This is a genomic window from Pseudomonas sichuanensis, from assembly GCF_003231305.1.
Lineage (GTDB): Bacteria > Pseudomonadota > Gammaproteobacteria > Pseudomonadales > Pseudomonadaceae > Aquipseudomonas > Aquipseudomonas sichuanensis.
This window is the reverse complement of the sequence record NZ_QKVM01000001.1, coordinates 152892-169421: the sequence shown is the minus strand read 5'-3', so window position 1 is coordinate 169421 and position 16530 is coordinate 152892. Positions and strand designations below refer to the sequence as shown.

Annotated in this window: 13 protein-coding genes and 1 pseudogene; 6 read left to right on the top strand and 8 right to left on the bottom strand. The window is 66.3% G+C overall.

Annotation, left to right across the window (positions count from 1 at the left end; translation table 11 throughout):
- The first annotated feature begins 3 nt into the window (after positions 1 to 3).
- The gene (locus DM373_RS00800; RefSeq protein WP_110991731.1) at positions 4 to 3522 is read left to right on the top strand and encodes a hypothetical protein; all 3519 of its coding nucleotides are present in this window, start codon (positions 4 to 6) and stop codon (positions 3520 to 3522) included.
- 7 nt (positions 3523 to 3529) lie between these two features.
- On the opposite strand, the gene DM373_RS00795 is transcribed toward DM373_RS00800, so the two are convergent.
- Complete coding sequence (locus DM373_RS00795; RefSeq protein WP_157966797.1) at positions 3530 to 4279, bottom strand: S8/S53 family peptidase; 750 nt, start codon at positions 4277 to 4279, stop codon at positions 3530 to 3532.
- Between the two features lie 62 nt (positions 4280 to 4341).
- Positions 4342 to 5892: a methylenetetrahydrofolate reductase C-terminal domain-containing protein gene (locus tag DM373_RS00790; protein ID WP_244215020.1), complete on the bottom strand. Its 1551-nt coding sequence runs from the start codon at positions 5890 to 5892 to the stop codon at positions 4342 to 4344.
- A gap of 319 nt (positions 5893 to 6211) precedes the next feature.
- On the opposite strand from DM373_RS00790, the pseudogene DM373_RS00785 reads away from it, so the two are divergent.
- Positions 6212 to 7433 (top strand): annotated as a pseudogene (locus tag DM373_RS00785) (5-methyltetrahydropteroyltriglutamate--homocysteine S-methyltransferase); the annotation flags it as partial.
- Positions 7419 to 7889 carry a histidine phosphatase family protein gene (locus DM373_RS00780; RefSeq protein WP_425272553.1) on the top strand — a complete coding sequence of 157 codons (471 nt, stop codon included), beginning with the start codon at positions 7419 to 7421 and terminating at the stop codon, positions 7887 to 7889. The pseudogene DM373_RS00785 and the gene DM373_RS00780, both read left to right, overlap by 15 nt.
- Before the next feature lie 149 nt (positions 7890 to 8038).
- Here the strand turns inward: DM373_RS00780 and DM373_RS00775 are convergent, their stop codons facing one another.
- The gene (locus tag DM373_RS00775) at positions 8039 to 8995 is read right to left on the bottom strand and encodes an arsenic resistance protein (RefSeq protein ID WP_110991728.1); all 957 of its coding nucleotides are present in this window, start codon (positions 8993 to 8995) and stop codon (positions 8039 to 8041) included.
- A 76-nt stretch (positions 8996 to 9071) separates the two neighbouring features.
- Here DM373_RS00775 and DM373_RS00770 point away from each other — a divergent pair, with 76 nt between their 5' ends.
- Positions 9072 to 9779: an SDR family NAD(P)-dependent oxidoreductase gene (locus DM373_RS00770; protein WP_110991727.1), complete on the top strand. Its 708-nt coding sequence runs from the start codon at positions 9072 to 9074 to the stop codon at positions 9777 to 9779.
- A 136-nt stretch (positions 9780 to 9915) separates the two neighbouring features.
- Here the strand turns inward: DM373_RS00770 and DM373_RS00765 are convergent, their stop codons facing one another.
- Positions 9916 to 11094: an acetyl-CoA C-acetyltransferase gene (locus DM373_RS00765; RefSeq protein ID WP_110991726.1), complete on the bottom strand. Its 1179-nt coding sequence runs from the start codon at positions 11092 to 11094 to the stop codon at positions 9916 to 9918.
- 198 nt (positions 11095 to 11292) lie between these two features.
- On the opposite strand from DM373_RS00765, the gene DM373_RS00760 reads away from it, so the two are divergent.
- Both DM373_RS00760 and DM373_RS00755 read left to right on the top strand, forming a co-directional pair.
- Positions 11293 to 11562 carry a PepSY domain-containing protein gene (locus DM373_RS00760; RefSeq protein WP_110991725.1) on the top strand — a complete coding sequence of 90 codons (270 nt, stop codon included), beginning with the start codon at positions 11293 to 11295 and terminating at the stop codon, positions 11560 to 11562.
- On the top strand, positions 11559 to 12092 hold the full coding sequence (locus tag DM373_RS00755) for a cytochrome b/b6 domain-containing protein (RefSeq protein WP_110991724.1): 534 nt from the start codon (positions 11559 to 11561) through the stop codon (positions 12090 to 12092). Before DM373_RS00760 ends, DM373_RS00755 begins: the two co-directional genes overlap by 4 nt.
- Positions 12093 to 12237: 145 nt before the next feature.
- Here DM373_RS00755 and DM373_RS00750 read toward each other — a convergent pair whose 3' ends face one another.
- The 4 genes from DM373_RS00750 to DM373_RS00735 are packed head-to-tail and all read right to left on the bottom strand — an operon-like array spanning position 12238 to position 16406.
- A complete protein-coding gene (locus DM373_RS00750) occupies positions 12238 to 13356 on the bottom strand; it encodes an agmatine deiminase family protein (protein ID WP_110991723.1) in 1119 nt (372 codons plus the stop codon).
- 4 nt (positions 13357 to 13360) lie between these two features.
- A complete protein-coding gene (locus DM373_RS00745; protein ID WP_110991722.1) occupies positions 13361 to 14455 on the bottom strand; it encodes an extracellular solute-binding protein in 1095 nt (364 codons plus the stop codon).
- A 2-nt stretch (positions 14456 to 14457) separates the two neighbouring features.
- Positions 14458 to 15354 (bottom strand): N-carbamoylputrescine amidase, encoded by an 897-nt coding sequence (gene aguB, locus DM373_RS00740; RefSeq protein ID WP_110991721.1) that lies wholly within the window; start codon positions 15352 to 15354, stop codon positions 14458 to 14460.
- The gene (locus tag DM373_RS00735) at positions 15351 to 16406 is read right to left on the bottom strand and encodes an agmatine deiminase family protein (protein ID WP_110991720.1); all 1056 of its coding nucleotides are present in this window, start codon (positions 16404 to 16406) and stop codon (positions 15351 to 15353) included. Before DM373_RS00735 ends, aguB begins: the two co-directional genes overlap by 4 nt.
- Positions 16407 to 16530 lie beyond the last annotated feature (124 nt).

Below are 16530 nucleotides of genomic sequence, written 5' to 3'. Positions count from 1 at the left end.
TCCATGCAAAAAACATCTCAAGTGGTGCACCTCGACGCGTTCGATGGCCACAACACCCTGCACACAAGCTTCACCGTAGGCAGCGACATCATCGACTACATCGAGCCCGCCCGCACCTTTGGCCGGGACGACCTGATCGACCCGAACACCAAGGGCCGCTTCCAGCAGCGCATGGTGGCGCTGCCGGACCGTCGCGGCGTGGCCGTGCAGCCCATGGTGATCACGCTGGGCAATGGGCAGCGGCTGTCACTGGTGCGCCGCGACGGCGAAAGCTCCGCGGGCTGGCAGAGCCTGCCCCTGCACGACAAGGTGGTCGCCTTTGCGGCCGCTTGGGCCATGGTCGACGGCAAGGAACTGACCACCCTGGCCGTGGCCCTCGATGAGGGCGTCGGGGCCTCGCGGCTGCTGGTGGCCTACGGTTTCGATGCGCAGACCATCGACTGGCAGCAGTTGCCCTGGCGTGACCATGGCACCCGTGATGGCCTGGCGATCGATGCCTTGCGCGTGCAGCCAGGGGACGACGGCGTGTGGACGGTGCTGATCAGCGCCGCGGGCTCTGCGGGGCAGGACGCTTACCTGGTGCGCAGCAACACACCGGCGTCCCTGAAAACGCACTGTGTGCTGTTCAGCGTTGCCCGTGATATCGGCGAAATCCTCGATTTCGATGTGGGCATGATCGAGGGCCGGCCCGCGCTGCATACCTTGGGGTTGGGGCGCAGCGACCGCCAACTGCTGCTCAATGCGCGCAAACTGCCGCAGTTCAAGGATGGCCGCCCCGAGATCACCTCGGGGTCCGCGTTCCTCTGCCCGGCGGGCGCGCGGGTGATGGCCATGGGGCAGACCCGCTGGATGGGCACTGACGTTTACGTGGCTGGCAAGGGCGTCTGGCGCCTGCCGGCGGAAAGCCTCGCCGAGCAGGACGATGCCGAATTCGAGCCGGTCATCCCGGCCAGCCTTGCGCACGACGTGCTCCAGCTCAGCGTCTGCGAAGCGGCGGACGGGGCCACCAGCGTATGGGCGCTGCAAAGTGACGGCACGCTGTTGGTGGCCCAGCGCGCCGGCCTGTCCGCCGCCTGGGGCGAGCCGGTGGCGCTGCGCCGGCATGTGGTGGACCTTGCGCCCGTGGTGGGCGACGACAAGCTCACGGGCAGTGTGCTGGTGGTCTACGAAGACGGCCAGGCGGCCCACCAATGGCGTGATGCCGAGGGCCACTGGCAAGAGACCTTGATCCGCGTGGCCGACCCAGACGCGTCGGCCAGCATCACCTGCTTCTCCACCAACATCAGCGTGCTCGACCCTGCGGGCATTCCCCTTGGCGATGCCACAGTGCAGCTGCGTACCTCGGTGCTGTCCACCCTGGTGGTCAATGGTCGCAGCCTGTTCGTCGGCCCGCAGGACCCGGTGCGGGTGCAGACTGACCTCAATGGCAACCTGCGCATCTTCAACCGGGCCCTGTCGTTCACCCCGGCGTCCTATGAACTGGCCCTCGAAGGGCTGGAGCAGGTGCTGGAGATCAACCCGGCCGCCTCGTTGTACCAACGGTTCACCGGCATGAGCGCCGCTGAACTGCAGGGCGCCGAACTGCCCGGGGGGCAGGGCAAGCTGTTGCCGCAGGCGTTGCATGGCAAGGAAGGCACGCGCACGGTGGAGACGCTGTTGGCGGTGTTGCGTCAGGCAGCGGTGCTGGTCGGCGGCGATCAGGCCACTGGCGTGCGCTTGCGTGATGGCGACCAAGGTTTCCACTCTTCGCTCGATACCCGGCACGTGGCGGACGACTTCTGCCTGGCGGTTTCCAGCCGCCAGGGGCAATTGCAGGCCCCGCCGGTGTCGGCCCTGGCGGGGGCGTCCACGGCTGCTGCGGTGATCCTGCCTGGCCTGGGCCAGTCGCTTTCCGACCTGCTGGAGGGGTTGTGGCGCCACGAGGATTCGCCAGTGGCCTTCCTTATCCGCAAGGTCAGCGGCGTGGTCGAGTTCGTCTGCGAAGTGGCCGGCAAGGTGAAGCGCTTCGTGCTCGATACCCTGGAGAAGATCGGCGGGTTCTTCAGCTGGCTGTGGCAGCAGGTGCGCACCGGCATCGACAAGGTCTGGAGCTATGCCAAGTTCCTGTTCGACTGGGGCGACATCTCGGCTGTGCGTGAAACCATGGCCGATTTCATCGGCGAAGAACTGAAGATGTTGGCCACGCGCATCCATGACCTGCGCAAGGTAACAACCCCGGCCTTTGAAAAGGCCATCAAGGCCATCGATAAAAAAAGCGTCGAGCTGAACCTCATCGGCGACTGGCAAAAGCAGCCGGTCCCTCCAGGTTCCGGCAGCGTCACCCAAGCGCAGCGCGAGGCCAGGCACAAGCAGCAGAACGTATCCCATAGCGGCCCGGGCGGCGGGATGATGGACCTGCTCGGCAGCATCGTCGCGATGGTGGTGAAGGTGGAAATGCCGCAAGCCCAGACATTCGAGGGGATGGCCTCGGCGTTCGACAAGCAAATGTCGGCGTTCGCCAATTCCGGCCCGACCTTGCAGGAGAGTTTCCAGCACATCCTCGGGCCACAAGGCTTCACCCTGGCGGACTTCGACCTCGACAAGCTGACCCGCATCCTCTACGCGGTGGTACTCAACGCCGCCAAGAAAGTCACGATCGCGACCCAGGCACTGGTCGAAAAACTCATCGACTCGGTGGCCGGCTTTGTCGACTTGTTGCGCCGGATCCTGTTCGCCAGAATCAGCTTCCCGTTCATCGAGAAGACCTTCGCCTTGCTCACGGGCAAGCCCCTGGACACCGGTGTGCGGCTGATCGACATCATTCTGTTCGTACCCTCGGTGCTCGGCACGGTCACCTACAAACTGTTCATGGGCGACCGCCCCTTGGCGCCGGTGCTGGCCAGCCGACCCGCGCTCACCGGCGCGCTGACGGCGCAGTCGAGTGCCAATGCCTCGGCACTCGACTACCTCAAGGACGTGGTCAGCACCTATGTCGGCATGGCGGTGCTGTCCATGGGCATGGCCTCGGCCATGACCGGGGCCAAGGCACAGAAGGCGACCAAACCGCTCGATTGCCTGCTGCTGTCAGGCAAGGCGGGGTTGCTCCTGCTCAAGGCGCCCTGGCGAGCGAATGACGCGCCTTCCGCCGCGGCAAACCAACTCAGGTACATCGTCTTCTGGCTTGGGGTCAGCGGGATCGCCTACAAGGGCTGGCACCTCTACCAGGGCCGAGAAGAGAACCTGTCGAGCTACCACCTGGACAACGTGGATTCGGCGGAAACGGCCAACGGGGTGGAGATGATGTTCATGACGATGCAGTCCGCCATGAAGTTGCTCGCGCTGGCCTACGAAGATGACCCCCAGCTATTGGAGGCATTGCAGTTCGTGGCCCGTAACAGCGCCCTCACGGCCTACAAGGCTTGCACCTTCTATCCCGAGCCCCTCACGCGCGGGAAGGTCGTGGCGGCTGCCACCGCCGGCGCCTTCGCCTTCGACTTCATGGTCGGCATGTTCCGGCATGGCACAGGGGCGCCCAAGATTTAGCGGGGGCCTAGGCATCGACCAGCATGGGCCAGGGCTGCCCATGTTGGTCCACCCAGGGGCGGCACAGCTGGTCCAGGCAGGCTTGCACGGTGATGCCGGGACAGCGCAGTTGTGCGGCAGCCATGACGCCGGCGGCCCGTGCGGTCGCCCCGCTGGTTTGCCCCGGGCTGCCGGGGTGGGTGAACAAGGTGGTCGCGCACGGGCTGTCGGGGCTGGCTGCAAGGCGTTTGCTGGTGTCGTGCAGGCTGTGGCCGTGATCGCCTGACAACGCGCCGACGCTGATCACCTCCCTGAGGATGGCGGGCCAGGCCATGCCTGGCCGGTCGATAGCGCTGGACGATGCGTTGCGGTTGCCTGCTGGCATCAGTGTTGGCACGCCAGCCCTGCGCAGCTGCGCCACATGCTCGGCCAGCGGCGTTTGGCGAAAGGCCTCGTCGGTGGTGTGCAAGGCGTTGTCTGCCAGCGGTGCGCACACCAGCGTGATGCCCAATGCTGCCCGTTGCCGAACCAGCCAGGCGAACACCGTGGTCAGGCGTTCGACGTCGTTCAGATGACCGTGCCGGTCCAGCAGCCTGACCACGAACACGCGCCCATGCGGGCAGGTTTCGAACAGGGTTTGCGCCATGGCGCTACCGTGGCTGTGTGGGCCAGCCTGGAACTGGTGCTCGGCGCCGTCGTCGGAGAAATTGATGCCACCTGCCACAAAGCCATGGGGGAGCGTGTCGGGGGCGATTCCATCGTCGATAAGGCAGATCATGGGGCACGCGCGGGCGGGAAAGCCACAGGCTAGCACGGCCGAGTGAGCGTGCCGATGCGGCCCTACAGATCTTCCAGCGTGGCCTTCACCCGCCGGGGCGCAGCCTTGCGCTCAGGTGTCGTGGCAAGCAGGGCCTCATCGACTTCGTTCCTCGGTGTGGGATCATGAGGTTGTGGTGTCCCAGCCTCGAACCACACCGGCCACGAACTGCGATGTCGGTTCTCTACCTGCACGCAGGGGATCAGCCGCTCGGTCAGCACCTCGGTCCGCCCCACACCCACCGCCAGTCGGTACTTGGCGCTGTGTACGCACTCTCGGTCGCCAAACTCGCAGCGGTCCAGGCGGGTCCCGCCGCATGGCCCGTTCGCCAGCCCTTTGGGGCAGGTCTCGGGGCAGATGTACAGGGTGTCCTCCAGCCGGCAACTGCCGCAGGTATCGCAGCCCACCATCGGCCGTTTGATGCGCCGTTCCAGCTGATGCAGCCATTGCGCTGCCGTCGGGTTGCGCCATAGCGGTCGGGTCACGGCCCAGCCGAAGGCTTTGCTCAGTGGCGTGGTGCGGCTGAACAGTTGATGGTGTATCGCTGCCAGCAGGTGGTAACGGGCTTTCTCTTTTTTCGACGCGGTGATCTGCCGTTGGCCGAGGCGCCAGGCGTGCCCGGGCGGGTGGAAGGTGACGGCTGGCAGGCCAGGTTCCTGCCAGGCCGCCTGCCAGGCGGGCATCCAATCCTGGAGCGTCGTGAACAGCGGTTGCAGTTCATTGATCGTCTGCTCCAGTGCTTCGAACTGGGCGACATCATGAATGCCGGACAGGTGCACGCCGGCATAGCCCATCAACTTCAGGCCGATCACTTGCAAGGCCAGGCGCTGGTTGGCGCGGTCCTTGGCGTACTGCTTGGACACCGCGGTTTCTGCCGCCAGCAATGCGCGCATCGACGGCGTAACGGTCACCCCGGCGACGTGATCGAGCATGCCGGCGCGGCCTTCGGTCAGCGCCATGATGCAGGCCATCAGCGGCTTCGGCCCGGGCTGGCGCTGCATCCAGTCGTAGGCTTCCTGGTGTTTCTCGATGTCGAAACCCAGCTGCAGGATGAACAGGTCGGCACCCGCGGCCAGTTTCTTCTCGGCCTTGAAATACTGCGCACCGTCCTCGGCTTCCTGGTACTTGAACGGGTTGAGGGCGGCGGCCAGCAGCCAGTGCGGGCGGGCCTGGCGCACGATCTGCAGCGCGGCGACGGATTCGAGGTAGCGCACCGGGTGCTGGCCTGGGTTGTGGCCGGGCAGGCGGTCGCCGGTCAGTACCAGCAACTGGTCCAGGCCGGCGGCGTCCATGCGCTGCAACTGGGCGAGCAGGTCGCGGCGTTCGCGGTCCTTGCCAGAGAAGTGCAGCAGGGCGGGGACGGGTTCGGCCAGGCTGGCGAAGGCGTCCAGCGGCGACATGTCCAGGGTGCTGCCGACGCGGTCGCCGATGGCCACGGTCAGCGGCCAGCCGCACAGCTGGGTGCGGGCCATGAGGGTGTCCAGCGTGGCGAAGCGCTCGGCGCTGGGCTTGGGGACGAACTCGAGGATGCAGGCGAAGGCGTTGGCGTCCAGGGTCGTTTTCAGCAGGCTCATGGTGTGCGGGCTACCGGGTTTGGGCAGGGTGGCAGTGTGGCGCAGATTGGCGCGCGGGGCATGTCTGGTTGCGCGGGGGAGTGTGTTGATTGAGACATTCTGGGTTGATCCCAATGGCCTCATCGCCGGCAAGCCGGCTCCCACAGGGGCCTCGCAGGCCTTGTGGGAGCTGGCTTGCCAGCGATAGGGCCAGCAAGGCCGAGCCTGGCATAGGATCATGAGCAAATCTTGATTTCATCTCAAATTTTATGAGTTTGTCTCACCTCTTCAGCCCCAGCAGAATGCCCTCATTCAATTTCAAGCATCTAGGGACACGAACATGGCACTGGCACACAACCTGGGTTTCCCCTGCATCGGCCGCAACCCTGAGCTCAAGCAAGCCCAGGCGGCGTTCTGCAAGGGCGAGCTGGACGAGGCCGGTCTGCGTGCCGTGGGCCGTGGCCTGCGCGCTGCGCATTGGCAGGCGCAGAAGGCCGCCGGTATCGAGCTGCTGCCGGTCGGCGACTTTGCCTGGCATGACCAGGTGCTGACCCACTCGCTGACCTTCGGCGTGATCCCTGAGCGCTTCAAGGCCAAGGACGCTGCCAGGCCGACGCTGCAAACCCTGTTCGCCATAGCCCAGGGCGCCGAGGCCCAGGGCGTGGCCCAGTGGTTCGACACCAATGATCACTACCTGGCCCCCGAATTCACCGCTGACCAGCAATTCGCCCTGAACTGGGAGCAGTTGTTCGAGGAAGTCGAAGAAGCCCAGGCCCTGGGCCACGCGGTCAAGCCGGTGGTGATCGGCCCGCTGACCTACCTGTGGCTGGGCAAGGCCAAGGGCGACGAGTTCGACAAGCTGGACCTGCTCGACCGCCTGTTGCCGCTGTACGACCAGGTCTTGAACCGCCTGGCGGCACAAGGTGTGGAATGGGTGCAGATCGATGAGCCGATCCTTGCCCTGGAGCTGCCGCAGGACTGGAAGAACGCCTACGAGCGCACCTACAACATCCTCCAGCGCGCCCCGCTGAAAAAGCTGATCGCCACCTACTTCGGTGGCCTGGACGCCAACCTCGGCCTGGCCGCCAACCTGCCGGTCGATGGCCTGCACGTCGACCTGGTGCGCGCCCCGGACCAGTTCCCGACCCTGCTCGACCGCCTGCCGGCCTACAAGGTGCTGTCGCTGGGCGTGGTCAACGGCCACCATGCTGGGCACTGCGAGCTGGAGCAGGCGCTGGATGTGCTGCGCCACGCCCATGAGCGCCTGGGTGATCGGCTGTGGGTTGCGCCGTCGTGTGCGTTGCTGCACAGCTCGGTGGAGCACGATGATGAACCGAACAGCGGGCTGGCCTTCGCCGTGCAGAAGTGCCAGGCAGTGGCAACGCTGACCAAAGCCCTTGAGCAGCCCGAAGCCACCCGGCTGTGCGCTGCGTAGCAGCCCCGCGATCATTCAGGCAACATCGCAGGTTCCACCGCGACCAGCACGGCCTGCCATGAAGCCCACCCAGCTGACCCTGATCTGCCACGCCCGCACCGAAGCGCAGCGGGTGGGGCGCTTTGCCCTGGATGACGAGCCGCTGCTTGAAGCACCAGGGCCGCTGGGCGAGTTATCCACAACCGCCCGCTACCTGAGCGCCCCCGAGCTACGCGCCCGGCAGACTGCCGAGGGTTTGGCCGTGACGGTCGACGAAGGCTTGCGCGACTGCGACCTGGGCAACTGGAAGGGCATGCCGCTCAAGCAACTGGACGAGCAGGCGCTGCAGTTGTGGCTCAGCGACCCGCAGGCGGCACCCCATGGTGGCGAATCGATCGCCGCGCTGTGCCAGCGCGTCGCCCAGTGGATGGACAGTGCCCTGGCCGAGGGTGAGTGGATCGCCATCACCCATCCCTTTGTCATCCGCGCCGCGATGTTGCATGCGCTGGGGGCGCCGTTGGCGTCCTTTCAGCGCATTGATGTACCGCCCTTGGCCCGTGTGCGCTTCAGTCATTACGGGCAGTGGCGGCTGCAGCTGAGTTGACGGTTACTAACGCTGGGGCCGCTTCGCGCCCCTTTCGCGGCACAAGGCCGCTCCTACAGGTGGCCGCGATCCCCTGTAGGAGCGGCCTTGTGCCGCGAAAGGGCTGCGAAGCGGCCCCAGCGAGCTCGAACTGAGCGAAGTTACAGGCCCTACCGCCGCACCAACGCCGGCACCACGCGGATATAGATCAGTTCACTGACCAACTCCACCAGCGTCTGGGTAATCACCGCCGCCGCCGCCAGCGCACGGATCGGCTCCGGCAGCGCCAACGCCAACGGCAACACCACCAGCGAATTACGCGTCGCTGCACTGAAGGTCACCGCCCGCGCCTCGCCTGTGGATAACCGCAGCAGCCGCGCCGCCGCCCAGCCAAGCACCGGTGCCAGCAAAGCGAAGCCGACATACACCGGCAGCACCGGCAGCAACGCATCCAGCCGCGCAACCACCACGCCAATCTGCGAACCGATCACCGCGATCAGCACCAACGCCATGGCCGGTACCGGCAGCCAGGCCCAGGCGTCGTTCCAGCGCGCAATCAGCGGCGAACGCCGGGCCCCGCCGCTGGTGGCCACGGCCAGCAACAGCGGCAGCACGATCAGCAGCACGAAGGCTTCCACGAACGGCGCCACCGAGATGTCCACCTGCTGGGCGCCGCCGAGCATCAGCGCCAGGTACAGCGGCAGCAGCGCCAGTTGCACCAGCAACAGCACCGGCGTGGCGGCCAGGGTCAGGCGCGACTCGCCCTTGCCCAGGTGGGTGAACACCACCACGTAGTCGATGCAGGGTGTCAGCAGCACCAGCAGCGCGCCGACCAGCACGGCGGGGTGGTCGACCAAGCCACGGGTAGCGGCCCACACCAGCAGTGGCACCAGCACGAAGTTGGCCAGCAGCAGCGCGCCCATGAAGCGCCGGTTGCCAAGCCCGGCGCGTAGGTCGAGAAAGGGGATCTGCAGGAACATCGCGTACATCAGCACGGCGATGGCCGGGGTCACCAGCAGCTCCAGCGGCCGGGCCGCCGAAGGCGCCAGCAGGCCGACGGCGGCGGCGAGCACCACGGCGATGAAGTAAACGGGGATCTGCTGGCGTTCGAGTTGCTCTCTGTCCACGGGCGTCCTGGTATTTGCGACTGAATTACGGGGTGGGGCAGGGTACTATCTGGCGCAAACCATAGGGAGTGATTCGATGCGAATTCTAGTGGTGGGTGCGAGCAAGGGATTGGGCAAGGCACTGGTCGAGGGCCTGGGCCAGGCGGGCGATACGCTGATTGGCGTGTCGCGTACCCGGCCTGAAGCGCTGCCGGCGGCGGTACGCTGGATCGAGGCCGACCTCGGCCAGCCGCGCCAGGCCGCGGCGGCGATCCACGAGGCGGTCGCCGGAGAGGGGCTGGACGTGCTGGTGTACAACGTCGGGATCTGGGAGGCGCGGGCGTTCGAGGACGGCTACAGCTTCCTCGACGATGACGATGGGCAGATCGAACGCATGGTCGCCACCAACCTCACGGCGCCGTTGCTGCTGATCAAACGGTTGTTGCCGGTGCTGCTCGACAGCGCGCGGCCACGCATCATCCTCACCGGGTCGACCTCGGCTTTGCCGGGGAGTGGGCGGCCGGAGGTCACCTTCGGTGCCAGCAAGTTCGGCTTGCGCGGTATTGCCGAAACCTTGCGCGAAGGGTTCCGCGAGCAGGGGTTGGGGGTGAGTTGCCTGAACCTGGGCTACCTCAACACCGAGGACGGGCTGGATGTACCGTTGGCCCAGGCCGAGCAGCGCGGAGAAGGTTCGCTGATCCCGCTGCACGATGTGGTGCAGGTGTGCCGGATGATGCTGAGCCTGTCCGCTGCCAGCTATGTGCGTGACATCACCTTGCCGGCGCTGCGCGACGAGCGGTTCTGAGGTCAGCCTTAAGCGGCAGCCTTATCGCGGGGCAAGCCCGCTCCCACGAATGATGCCGCGCCCTTGAAATTGGATTTGCGTTCAACATCAGGGGCGCACTTTTTTGCGTGGGAGCGGGCTTGCCCCGCGATTGCGATTACCGCTCGATCGCCAACGCCACACCCTGGCCACCACCGATGCACAGGGTGGCCAGGCCTTTTTTGGCATCGCGCTTGATCATTTCATGCAGCAAGGTCACCAGCACCCGGCAGCCCGACGCACCGATCGGGTGGCCCAGGGCAATGGCGCCGCCGTTGACGTTGACCTTGGCCGCATCCCACTCCAACTGCTTGCCCACCGCCAGCGCCTGGGCGGCAAAGGCTTCGTTGGCCTCGATCAGGTCAAGCTCGCCCAGCTGCCAGCCGGCCTTGGCCAGGCAGCGTTGGGTGGCCGACACCGGGCCGATGCCCATGATCGCCGGGTCCACGCCGGCACTGGCGTAGGCTGCGATCTTGGCCAGCACCGGCAGGCCCAGGGCCTTGGCTTTGCTGGCGCTCATCAGCAGCACCGCAGCGGCGCCGTCGTTGAGGCTGGAGGCGTTGCCGGCGGTGACGCTGCCGTCTTTCTTGAACGCGGCGCGCAGCTTGCCGAGGGATTCGGCGGTAGTGCCGGCGCGGGGCTGCTCGTCGGTGTCGAACACCAGCGGCTCGCCTTTTTTCTGCGGGATGTGGATCGGGGTGATCTCATCCTTGAAGCGTCCGGCTTCGATGGCGGCCACGGCCTTGCGCTGCGACTCGGCGGCGAAGGCGTCCTGCTGCTCGCGGCTGAGGCCGTACTTGTCCACCAGGTTCTCGGCGGTGATGCCCATGTGGTAGTCGTTGAAGGCGTCCCACAGGCCGTCGGTGATCATGCTGTCGACCAGCTGGCCATGGCCCATGCGTTGGCCGGTGCGGGCCGAGGGCAGCACGTAGGGCGCCAGGCTCATGTTCTCCTGGCCGCCGGCGATCACTACCTCGGCGTCGCCGCAGCGGATGGCCTGGGCAGCCAGGTGCAGGGCCTTGAGGCCCGAGCCGCAGACTTTGTTCAGAGTGAGTGCCGGCACTTCATAGGGCAGGCCGGCCTTGACCGCGGCCTGGCGGGCGGGGTTCTGCCCGGCGCCGGCGGTAAGCACCTGGCCGAGGATCACTTCGTCGACCTGGGCCGGGTCCAGCTGGGTCTGGGCCAACAACTGGCGGATCACCGCAGCGCCCAGTTCGACGGCGGACAGGTTGGCCAGCGCCCCCTGGAAACTGCCGATGGCAGTGCGGGTGGCGGCGACGATGACGACTTCGTTCATTGTTGTTCTCCGGGGTACGGTCATGATCGCCACAGCATCCCTGCCGGGCGCTGATTTGAGAAGTTTGTTTTTCTTTGCCATTGATCCGAATTTCAAATCAATGAACGGCGGCGGGCCACGCCTGTGCTGCGCGCAACTAAGCTTGCCGTCAGCTTCCGGGGACAGTGTTTACCAACCACCAGATCGGAGCCGCCTGCCATGCGCTACTCAATGATTGCCATCACCCTGCTGCTCGCCAGCGCCAACACCTTTGCCAAGACCGAATGCACCACGGCCGACCGCAGTACCTGGCAGGACGCCGACAAGTTCCAGGCCCAGCTCAAGGAGCAGGGCTACAAGATCAACAAGTTCCAGATCACCAAGGGCAACTGCTACGAGATCTACGGTTTCGACAAGGACGGGCGCAAGGTCGAGATCTACCACGACCCGGTCACGGGCAAGGCGATCAAGACCGAGATCCATAAGTGACCGCCAGCGTGCGCCTGTGGGACCCGTTGCTGAGGTTGTGCCACTGGTCCCTGGCGCTGGTGTTCTTTGCCGATTATTTCTTCAACGAGGCCGGTGACGACTGGCACCAGTGGCTGGGTTACTACGCCGGGGCCTGCCTGGTGCTGCGCATTGGCTGGGGCTTTGTCGGGCCGCGCAGCGCGCGCTGGACGGACTTCTGGCCCACGCGGGCGCGGTTGAAGGCGCATGCGCTGGCGCTTTGGCGCGGCGAGCGCTTTCACCGCATGGGGCATACGCCGATCGGCGCGCTGGTGATGGTGCTGATGATGACCGGCATCGCCAGCCTGGGCGTGACCGGCTGGATGATGCTGGAGGTGGATGCCCTGTGGGGCGCCGAATGGCTGGAGACGCTGCACAGCTGGCTGGCCGACGCGGTGCTGGCGCTGGTTGGCGTGCACCTGCTGGCGGCGCTGGTGGAGAGTGTGCGCTTGCGGGAGAACCTGCCATTGTCGATGGTGACCGGGCGGCGACGGTCGCCCGAGGATCCGTGAAAGGCTGAGGGGCCATCGCGGGGCAAGCCCGCTCCCACGCACCGGATTGCCTCCAAGAAGTTGGACACCAATCCAACCCTTGGGGGTAACCCACAGTCACAAGCGATGCTTGCGTGGGAGCGGGCTTGCCCCGCGATGAGTGCATCTACACCGCCGGGCACTGGTTGGTCACGCAGTGGATGCCTCCGCCACCCGCCGCAATCGCATCGATGTCCAGCTGCACCACCGTGCGCCCCGGATACAACTGCACCAGCAACGCCCGGGCCTTCTCATCGGCACTGCGATCACCAAACTGCGGTGCGATCACCGCGCCATTGATCACGAAGTAGTTGATGTACCCCGCGGCAAAGTCCGGGTTGCCCTTGCTGAACTTGTTGCTGCGCGGTTTCAACGGCGGCGACATCGTATGCACCTGCAACTTGCGCCCATCGGCGTCGGTGGCGTTCTGCAGAATCTCCAGGTGCTTGCGGGTCACGGCGTAGTCGTAGGAATCCGGGTCGTTGTCCAGGTTCGCCACCACCACGCCGGGCGCCGCGAAGCGCGCATAGAAATCCACGTGGGCATCGGTGATGTCCTTGCCCTTGATGCCCGGCAGCCAGATGATCTTGCGCAGCCCCAAACGCGCCTTCAGTTCCTCTTCGACCTCGGCCTTGCTCCAGTCGGGGTTGCGGTTGCGGTTGATCCAGCTGCTCTCGGTCATGATCCCGGTGCCGTGGCCGTCCACTTCGATGCCGCCGCCTTCGCCCACCAGCTCGCTGCGCAGGTACTGGGCGCCGGCCAGCTTGGCCACGCGCGCCGCCAGCTTGGCGTCGTAACGGTGCTGCTGCTTGCCGCCCCAACCGTTGAAGTTGAAGTCCACCGCGCCCAGCGCGCCATCGTCGTCCAGCACCAGGTTGGCGCCGATGTCACGCATCCAGATGTCGTCCAGCTCGGTTTCGACATAGGTGATGTTGTGGCTGCCGCATTCTTCCTCGGCGATATCGCGTTCGCTGGCGCGGCAGAACACCGTCACCGGCTGGTAGGCGGCAATGGCCCGGGCGATACGGCCCAGCGCGGCCTGCACGTCTTCGGTGAAGTCTTCCCAGATGGCGTCCTGGGCGCCGAAGGCGATGTAGGCGCACTGCTGCTTTTCACCCTCGTCGGGCATGAACCAGCGGCCGGCCTCGGCGGCGCGGGCGTTGCCCAGGGGCAGGCCGAAGCTGGCGGCGGCGCTGACGCCCGCGACCACGCTGAGCTGTTGAAGGAAGGTGCGGCGAGTGGGCATGGGGTCAGTCCTGAGCAGTCTTGAAACGGGTCCAGACACGCATGCGCGCGCGCATGTCGGCCTGGGGGATGTCCTTGCCGGGGATCAGCCGGGCATAGGTAGCTTCGTCAAGGTAGATATCGGGGTTGTCGCGCAGCCGGGCGTCCACCAGTGGGCGCGCCTTGGCGCTTGAGGTGGGGTAGCCGGTGGTGCTGCTGATCGCGGCCATGTTTTCCGGGCGCATGACGAAGTTGATGAAACGATAGGCGTACTCGGGGTGCTTGGCGTCGGCGGGGATGGCCATGGTGTCCATCCACACCGTGGTGCCTTCGCGGGGCACGCGGTACTGGAAGTCGATGGCCTTGCCGGCGGCTTCGGCGGTGCGTTGGGCCTGGATCACGTCGCCGCTGTAGCCCAGCGACAGGCAGATGTTTTGGTTGACCAGCTCGGTCACCGGTTGCGACTGCAGCTTCTTCACATAGGGGCGGATGCCCTTGAGCAGTTCGCTGGCGGCGGCCAGGTCATCGGGTTTGGCGCTGCGCGGTTCGCGGCCCAGGTAGTGCAGCACCACGGCCAGCACTTCGTCGGGCGAGTCGATCATCGAGATGCCGCAGTCGGCGAACTTGGCAGCCAGCTCCGGCTTGAACAGCAGGTCGAGGCTGTTCAGCGGGGCGTCGGGCATGCGCTCGCGGATCTTTTTCGCATCCATGGTCAGGCCGATGGTACCCCAGGTGTAGGGCACGGTGGCCTGGCTGGCCTTGGGGTACTGGTCGTGCAGCTTGCGCAGGCTGGGGTCGATGTCGTCCAGCGCGGTCAGCTGGCTGCGGTCCAGCTTCTGCAGGCTGCCGGCGCGCATCAGCCGTTCGGCCACGGTGTCGCCGGGGAACACCAGGTCGTAGCCGCTGCGCCCGGACATCAGCTTGGCCTCGAGCACCTCGCTGCCGTCCATGACGTCGTAGATCACCGGGATACCGGTTTCGGCGGTGAAGCGCTTGAGCGTGTCCTCGGCGAAATAGTCGGCCCAGTTGTACAGGCGCAAGGCGTCCTGCTCGGCCTGGGCGATACCGGCGCAGGCCGCCAGCGCGGCGATGGCCAGCAGTTGTGATGGACGGCGTGGCATGCTCAGGCCCTCTCGGTGTGTGGGGTGCGGCCGTCGAGGGTCATCAACGGCGCGTACAGGTCGGGGCGGCGGTCGCGGTACACGCCCCAGCTCAGGCGGTCCTCGCGCATCTGCGCCAGGTCCAGGTCGTGCAGCCACACGCCACTGCTGGCGCGGTCGGCTTCGGCGAGCAGGGCGCCCTTGTGGTCGCAGATGAACGACGAGCCGTAGAAGCGCATCGACAGGCTGCTGTCGCTCTTGGCCACTTCCTCGCCGACCCGGTTGGCGGCCACCACCGGCAGCAGGTTGGCGGCGGCATGGCCGCGCATGGCGACTTGCCAGTGATCGCGCGAATCCAGCCCCGCGGCGCCGGGCTCGGAGCCGATGGCGGTGGGGAACAGCAGCACTTCGGCGCCCATCAGCGCCAGGCAGCGGGCGGTCTCGGGGAACCACTGGTCCCAGCAGATGCCGATGCCCAGGCGGCCGAAGGCGGTGTCCCAGACCTTGAAGCCGGTGTCGCCGGGGCTGAAGTACTCCTTCTCCTGGTAGCCGATGGCATTGGGGATATGGCTCTTGCGGTACACCCCCAGCAGCGTGCCGTCGGCGTCGGCCACGGTCAGCGAGTTGAAGAAGGCGTTGCCGGCGCGCTCGTACCAGCTCAGCGGCAGCACCACGCCCAGCTCCTTGGCCAGGGCGGCGAAGCGGCGCAGCAGCGGGCTGTCGTGGTAGTCCTCGGCCAGGGCCTGGTGGCTGTGGCACTGCTCGATGCAGAAGTACGGGGTGGCGAACAGCTCCTGCAGCAGGATCACCTGGGCGCCATCGGCAGCGGCCTGGCGCACCAGTTGCTCGGCGCGGTCGAGGTTGCCGGGCACATCCCAGCTGCAGGCCATCTGGGTGGTGGCGATGCGCAGGGTGCTCATGGGCGTTCTCCTTGCAGCGGCCAGGCCGGCTGCTGCTGGGTGATGCAGTGGATGCCGCCGCCACCGTGGGCGATATGGTCGATGCGCACCGGCACCACTTCGCGGCCGGGGAAGGCATGGGCGAGCTGATCGGCGGCGGCCTGGTCGGCGTCGATGCCATAGGCCGGCATGATCACCGCGCCATTGGCCAGGTAGAAGTTGGTGTAGGAGGCGCAGAACACCTCGGCGTCGGTGTCCACGGCCGCCGTGGCCTCGTACAGGTCGAGCAGCTCGAATTGACGGCCTTGGGCGTCGGTGGCCAGCTCCAGCGCACGGCGGTTCTCGCGGACCACCTCGGCGTACACCGAGCCCTTGTCATGAGTGGCATCCACCAGCAGCACGCCGGGGCGGGCGAAGGCGCACACGCCGTCGACATGGCCGTCGGTCATGTCACCGGTCACGTACTGCGGGTCGCCCGGCAGCCAGATGGTCTTGCGGATGCCCAGCAGGCGGGCGAAGCAATCCTCGAACTCGGCCTTGCTCAGGCCCGGGTTGCGATTGGGGTTGAGCAGTACCGATTCGGTGGTGATCAGCGTGCCTTCACCGTCCACATGGATGGCGCCGCCTTCGTTGCACAGCGGGGTGCTGAAGCCTTCGAAACCGAGCTGGTCGAGGATGCGCCGGGCCAGGCTGCGGTCCTTGCCGTGTTCGGACTTGTTGCCCCAGGCGTTGAAGCGCCAGCTCAGGCCGGCCACGCCGTGCTGCAGGTGCAGCAGGAAGCTTGGCCCGCTGTCGCGGCACCAGCTGTCGTCGACGGCCAGTTCGATCAGCTCGATGCCGGCGCCGCACAGCTCGCGGGCGGTGGCCATGGCGGACGGGTCCACCACCATCTTCACCGGCTCGAAGCGGGCGATGGCGGCGGCTACTCGGGCGTAGTCGCGCTGTACATCGGCCAGGGTGACGCCCCAGCCCGATTCCCACAGCGGTTGGTTGTGCGGCCAGATCATCCAGGTGGCGGCGTGGCGGGCCCATTCGGCAGGCATGCGCCAGCCGCTGTCGTGGGACAGGGTCATAGTGAACTCCGATCTATTAGGGATTTTTATCAACGAAGCCCGCCGTCGCGGGTGTTGGTGCCAATGTTATGGCTGGGAAGTTGGGGCGACAAACGATAGATTTAGCGTATTTCTGATCAGTCAG

Excerpts from the sequence above, each read along its gene's own strand:
- DM373_RS00800 (WP_110991731.1), top strand. The coding sequence starts at position 4 with ATGCAAAAAACATCTCAAGTGGTGCACCTCGACGCGTTCGATGGCCAC.
- DM373_RS00770 (WP_110991727.1), top strand. The coding sequence starts at position 9,072 with ATGCGAATTCTAGTGGTGGGTGCGAGCAAGGGATTGGGCAAGGCACTG.
- DM373_RS00760 (WP_110991725.1), top strand. The coding sequence starts at position 11,293 with ATGCGCTACTCAATGATTGCCATCACCCTGCTGCTCGCCAGCGCCAAC.
- DM373_RS00750 (WP_110991723.1), bottom strand. The coding sequence starts at position 13,356 with ATGCCCACTCGCCGCACCTTCCTTCAACAGCTCAGCGTGGTCGCGGGC.
- DM373_RS00745 (WP_110991722.1), bottom strand. The coding sequence starts at position 14,455 with ATGCCACGCCGTCCATCACAACTGCTGGCCATCGCCGCGCTGGCGGCC.
- aguB (WP_110991721.1), bottom strand. The coding sequence starts at position 15,354 with ATGAGCACCCTGCGCATCGCCACCACCCAGATGGCCTGCAGCTGGGAT.
- DM373_RS00795 (WP_157966797.1), bottom strand. The coding sequence starts at position 4,279 with ATGATCTGCCTTATCGACGATGGAATCGCCCCCGACACGCTCCCCCAT.
- DM373_RS00735 (WP_110991720.1), bottom strand. The coding sequence starts at position 16,406 with ATGACCCTGTCCCACGACAGCGGCTGGCGCATGCCTGCCGAATGGGCC.
- DM373_RS00790 (WP_244215020.1), bottom strand. The coding sequence starts at position 5,892 with ATGAGCCTGCTGAAAACGACCCTGGACGCCAACGCCTTCGCCTGCATC.
- DM373_RS00765 (WP_110991726.1), bottom strand. The coding sequence starts at position 11,094 with ATGAACGAAGTCGTCATCGTCGCCGCCACCCGCACTGCCATCGGCAGT.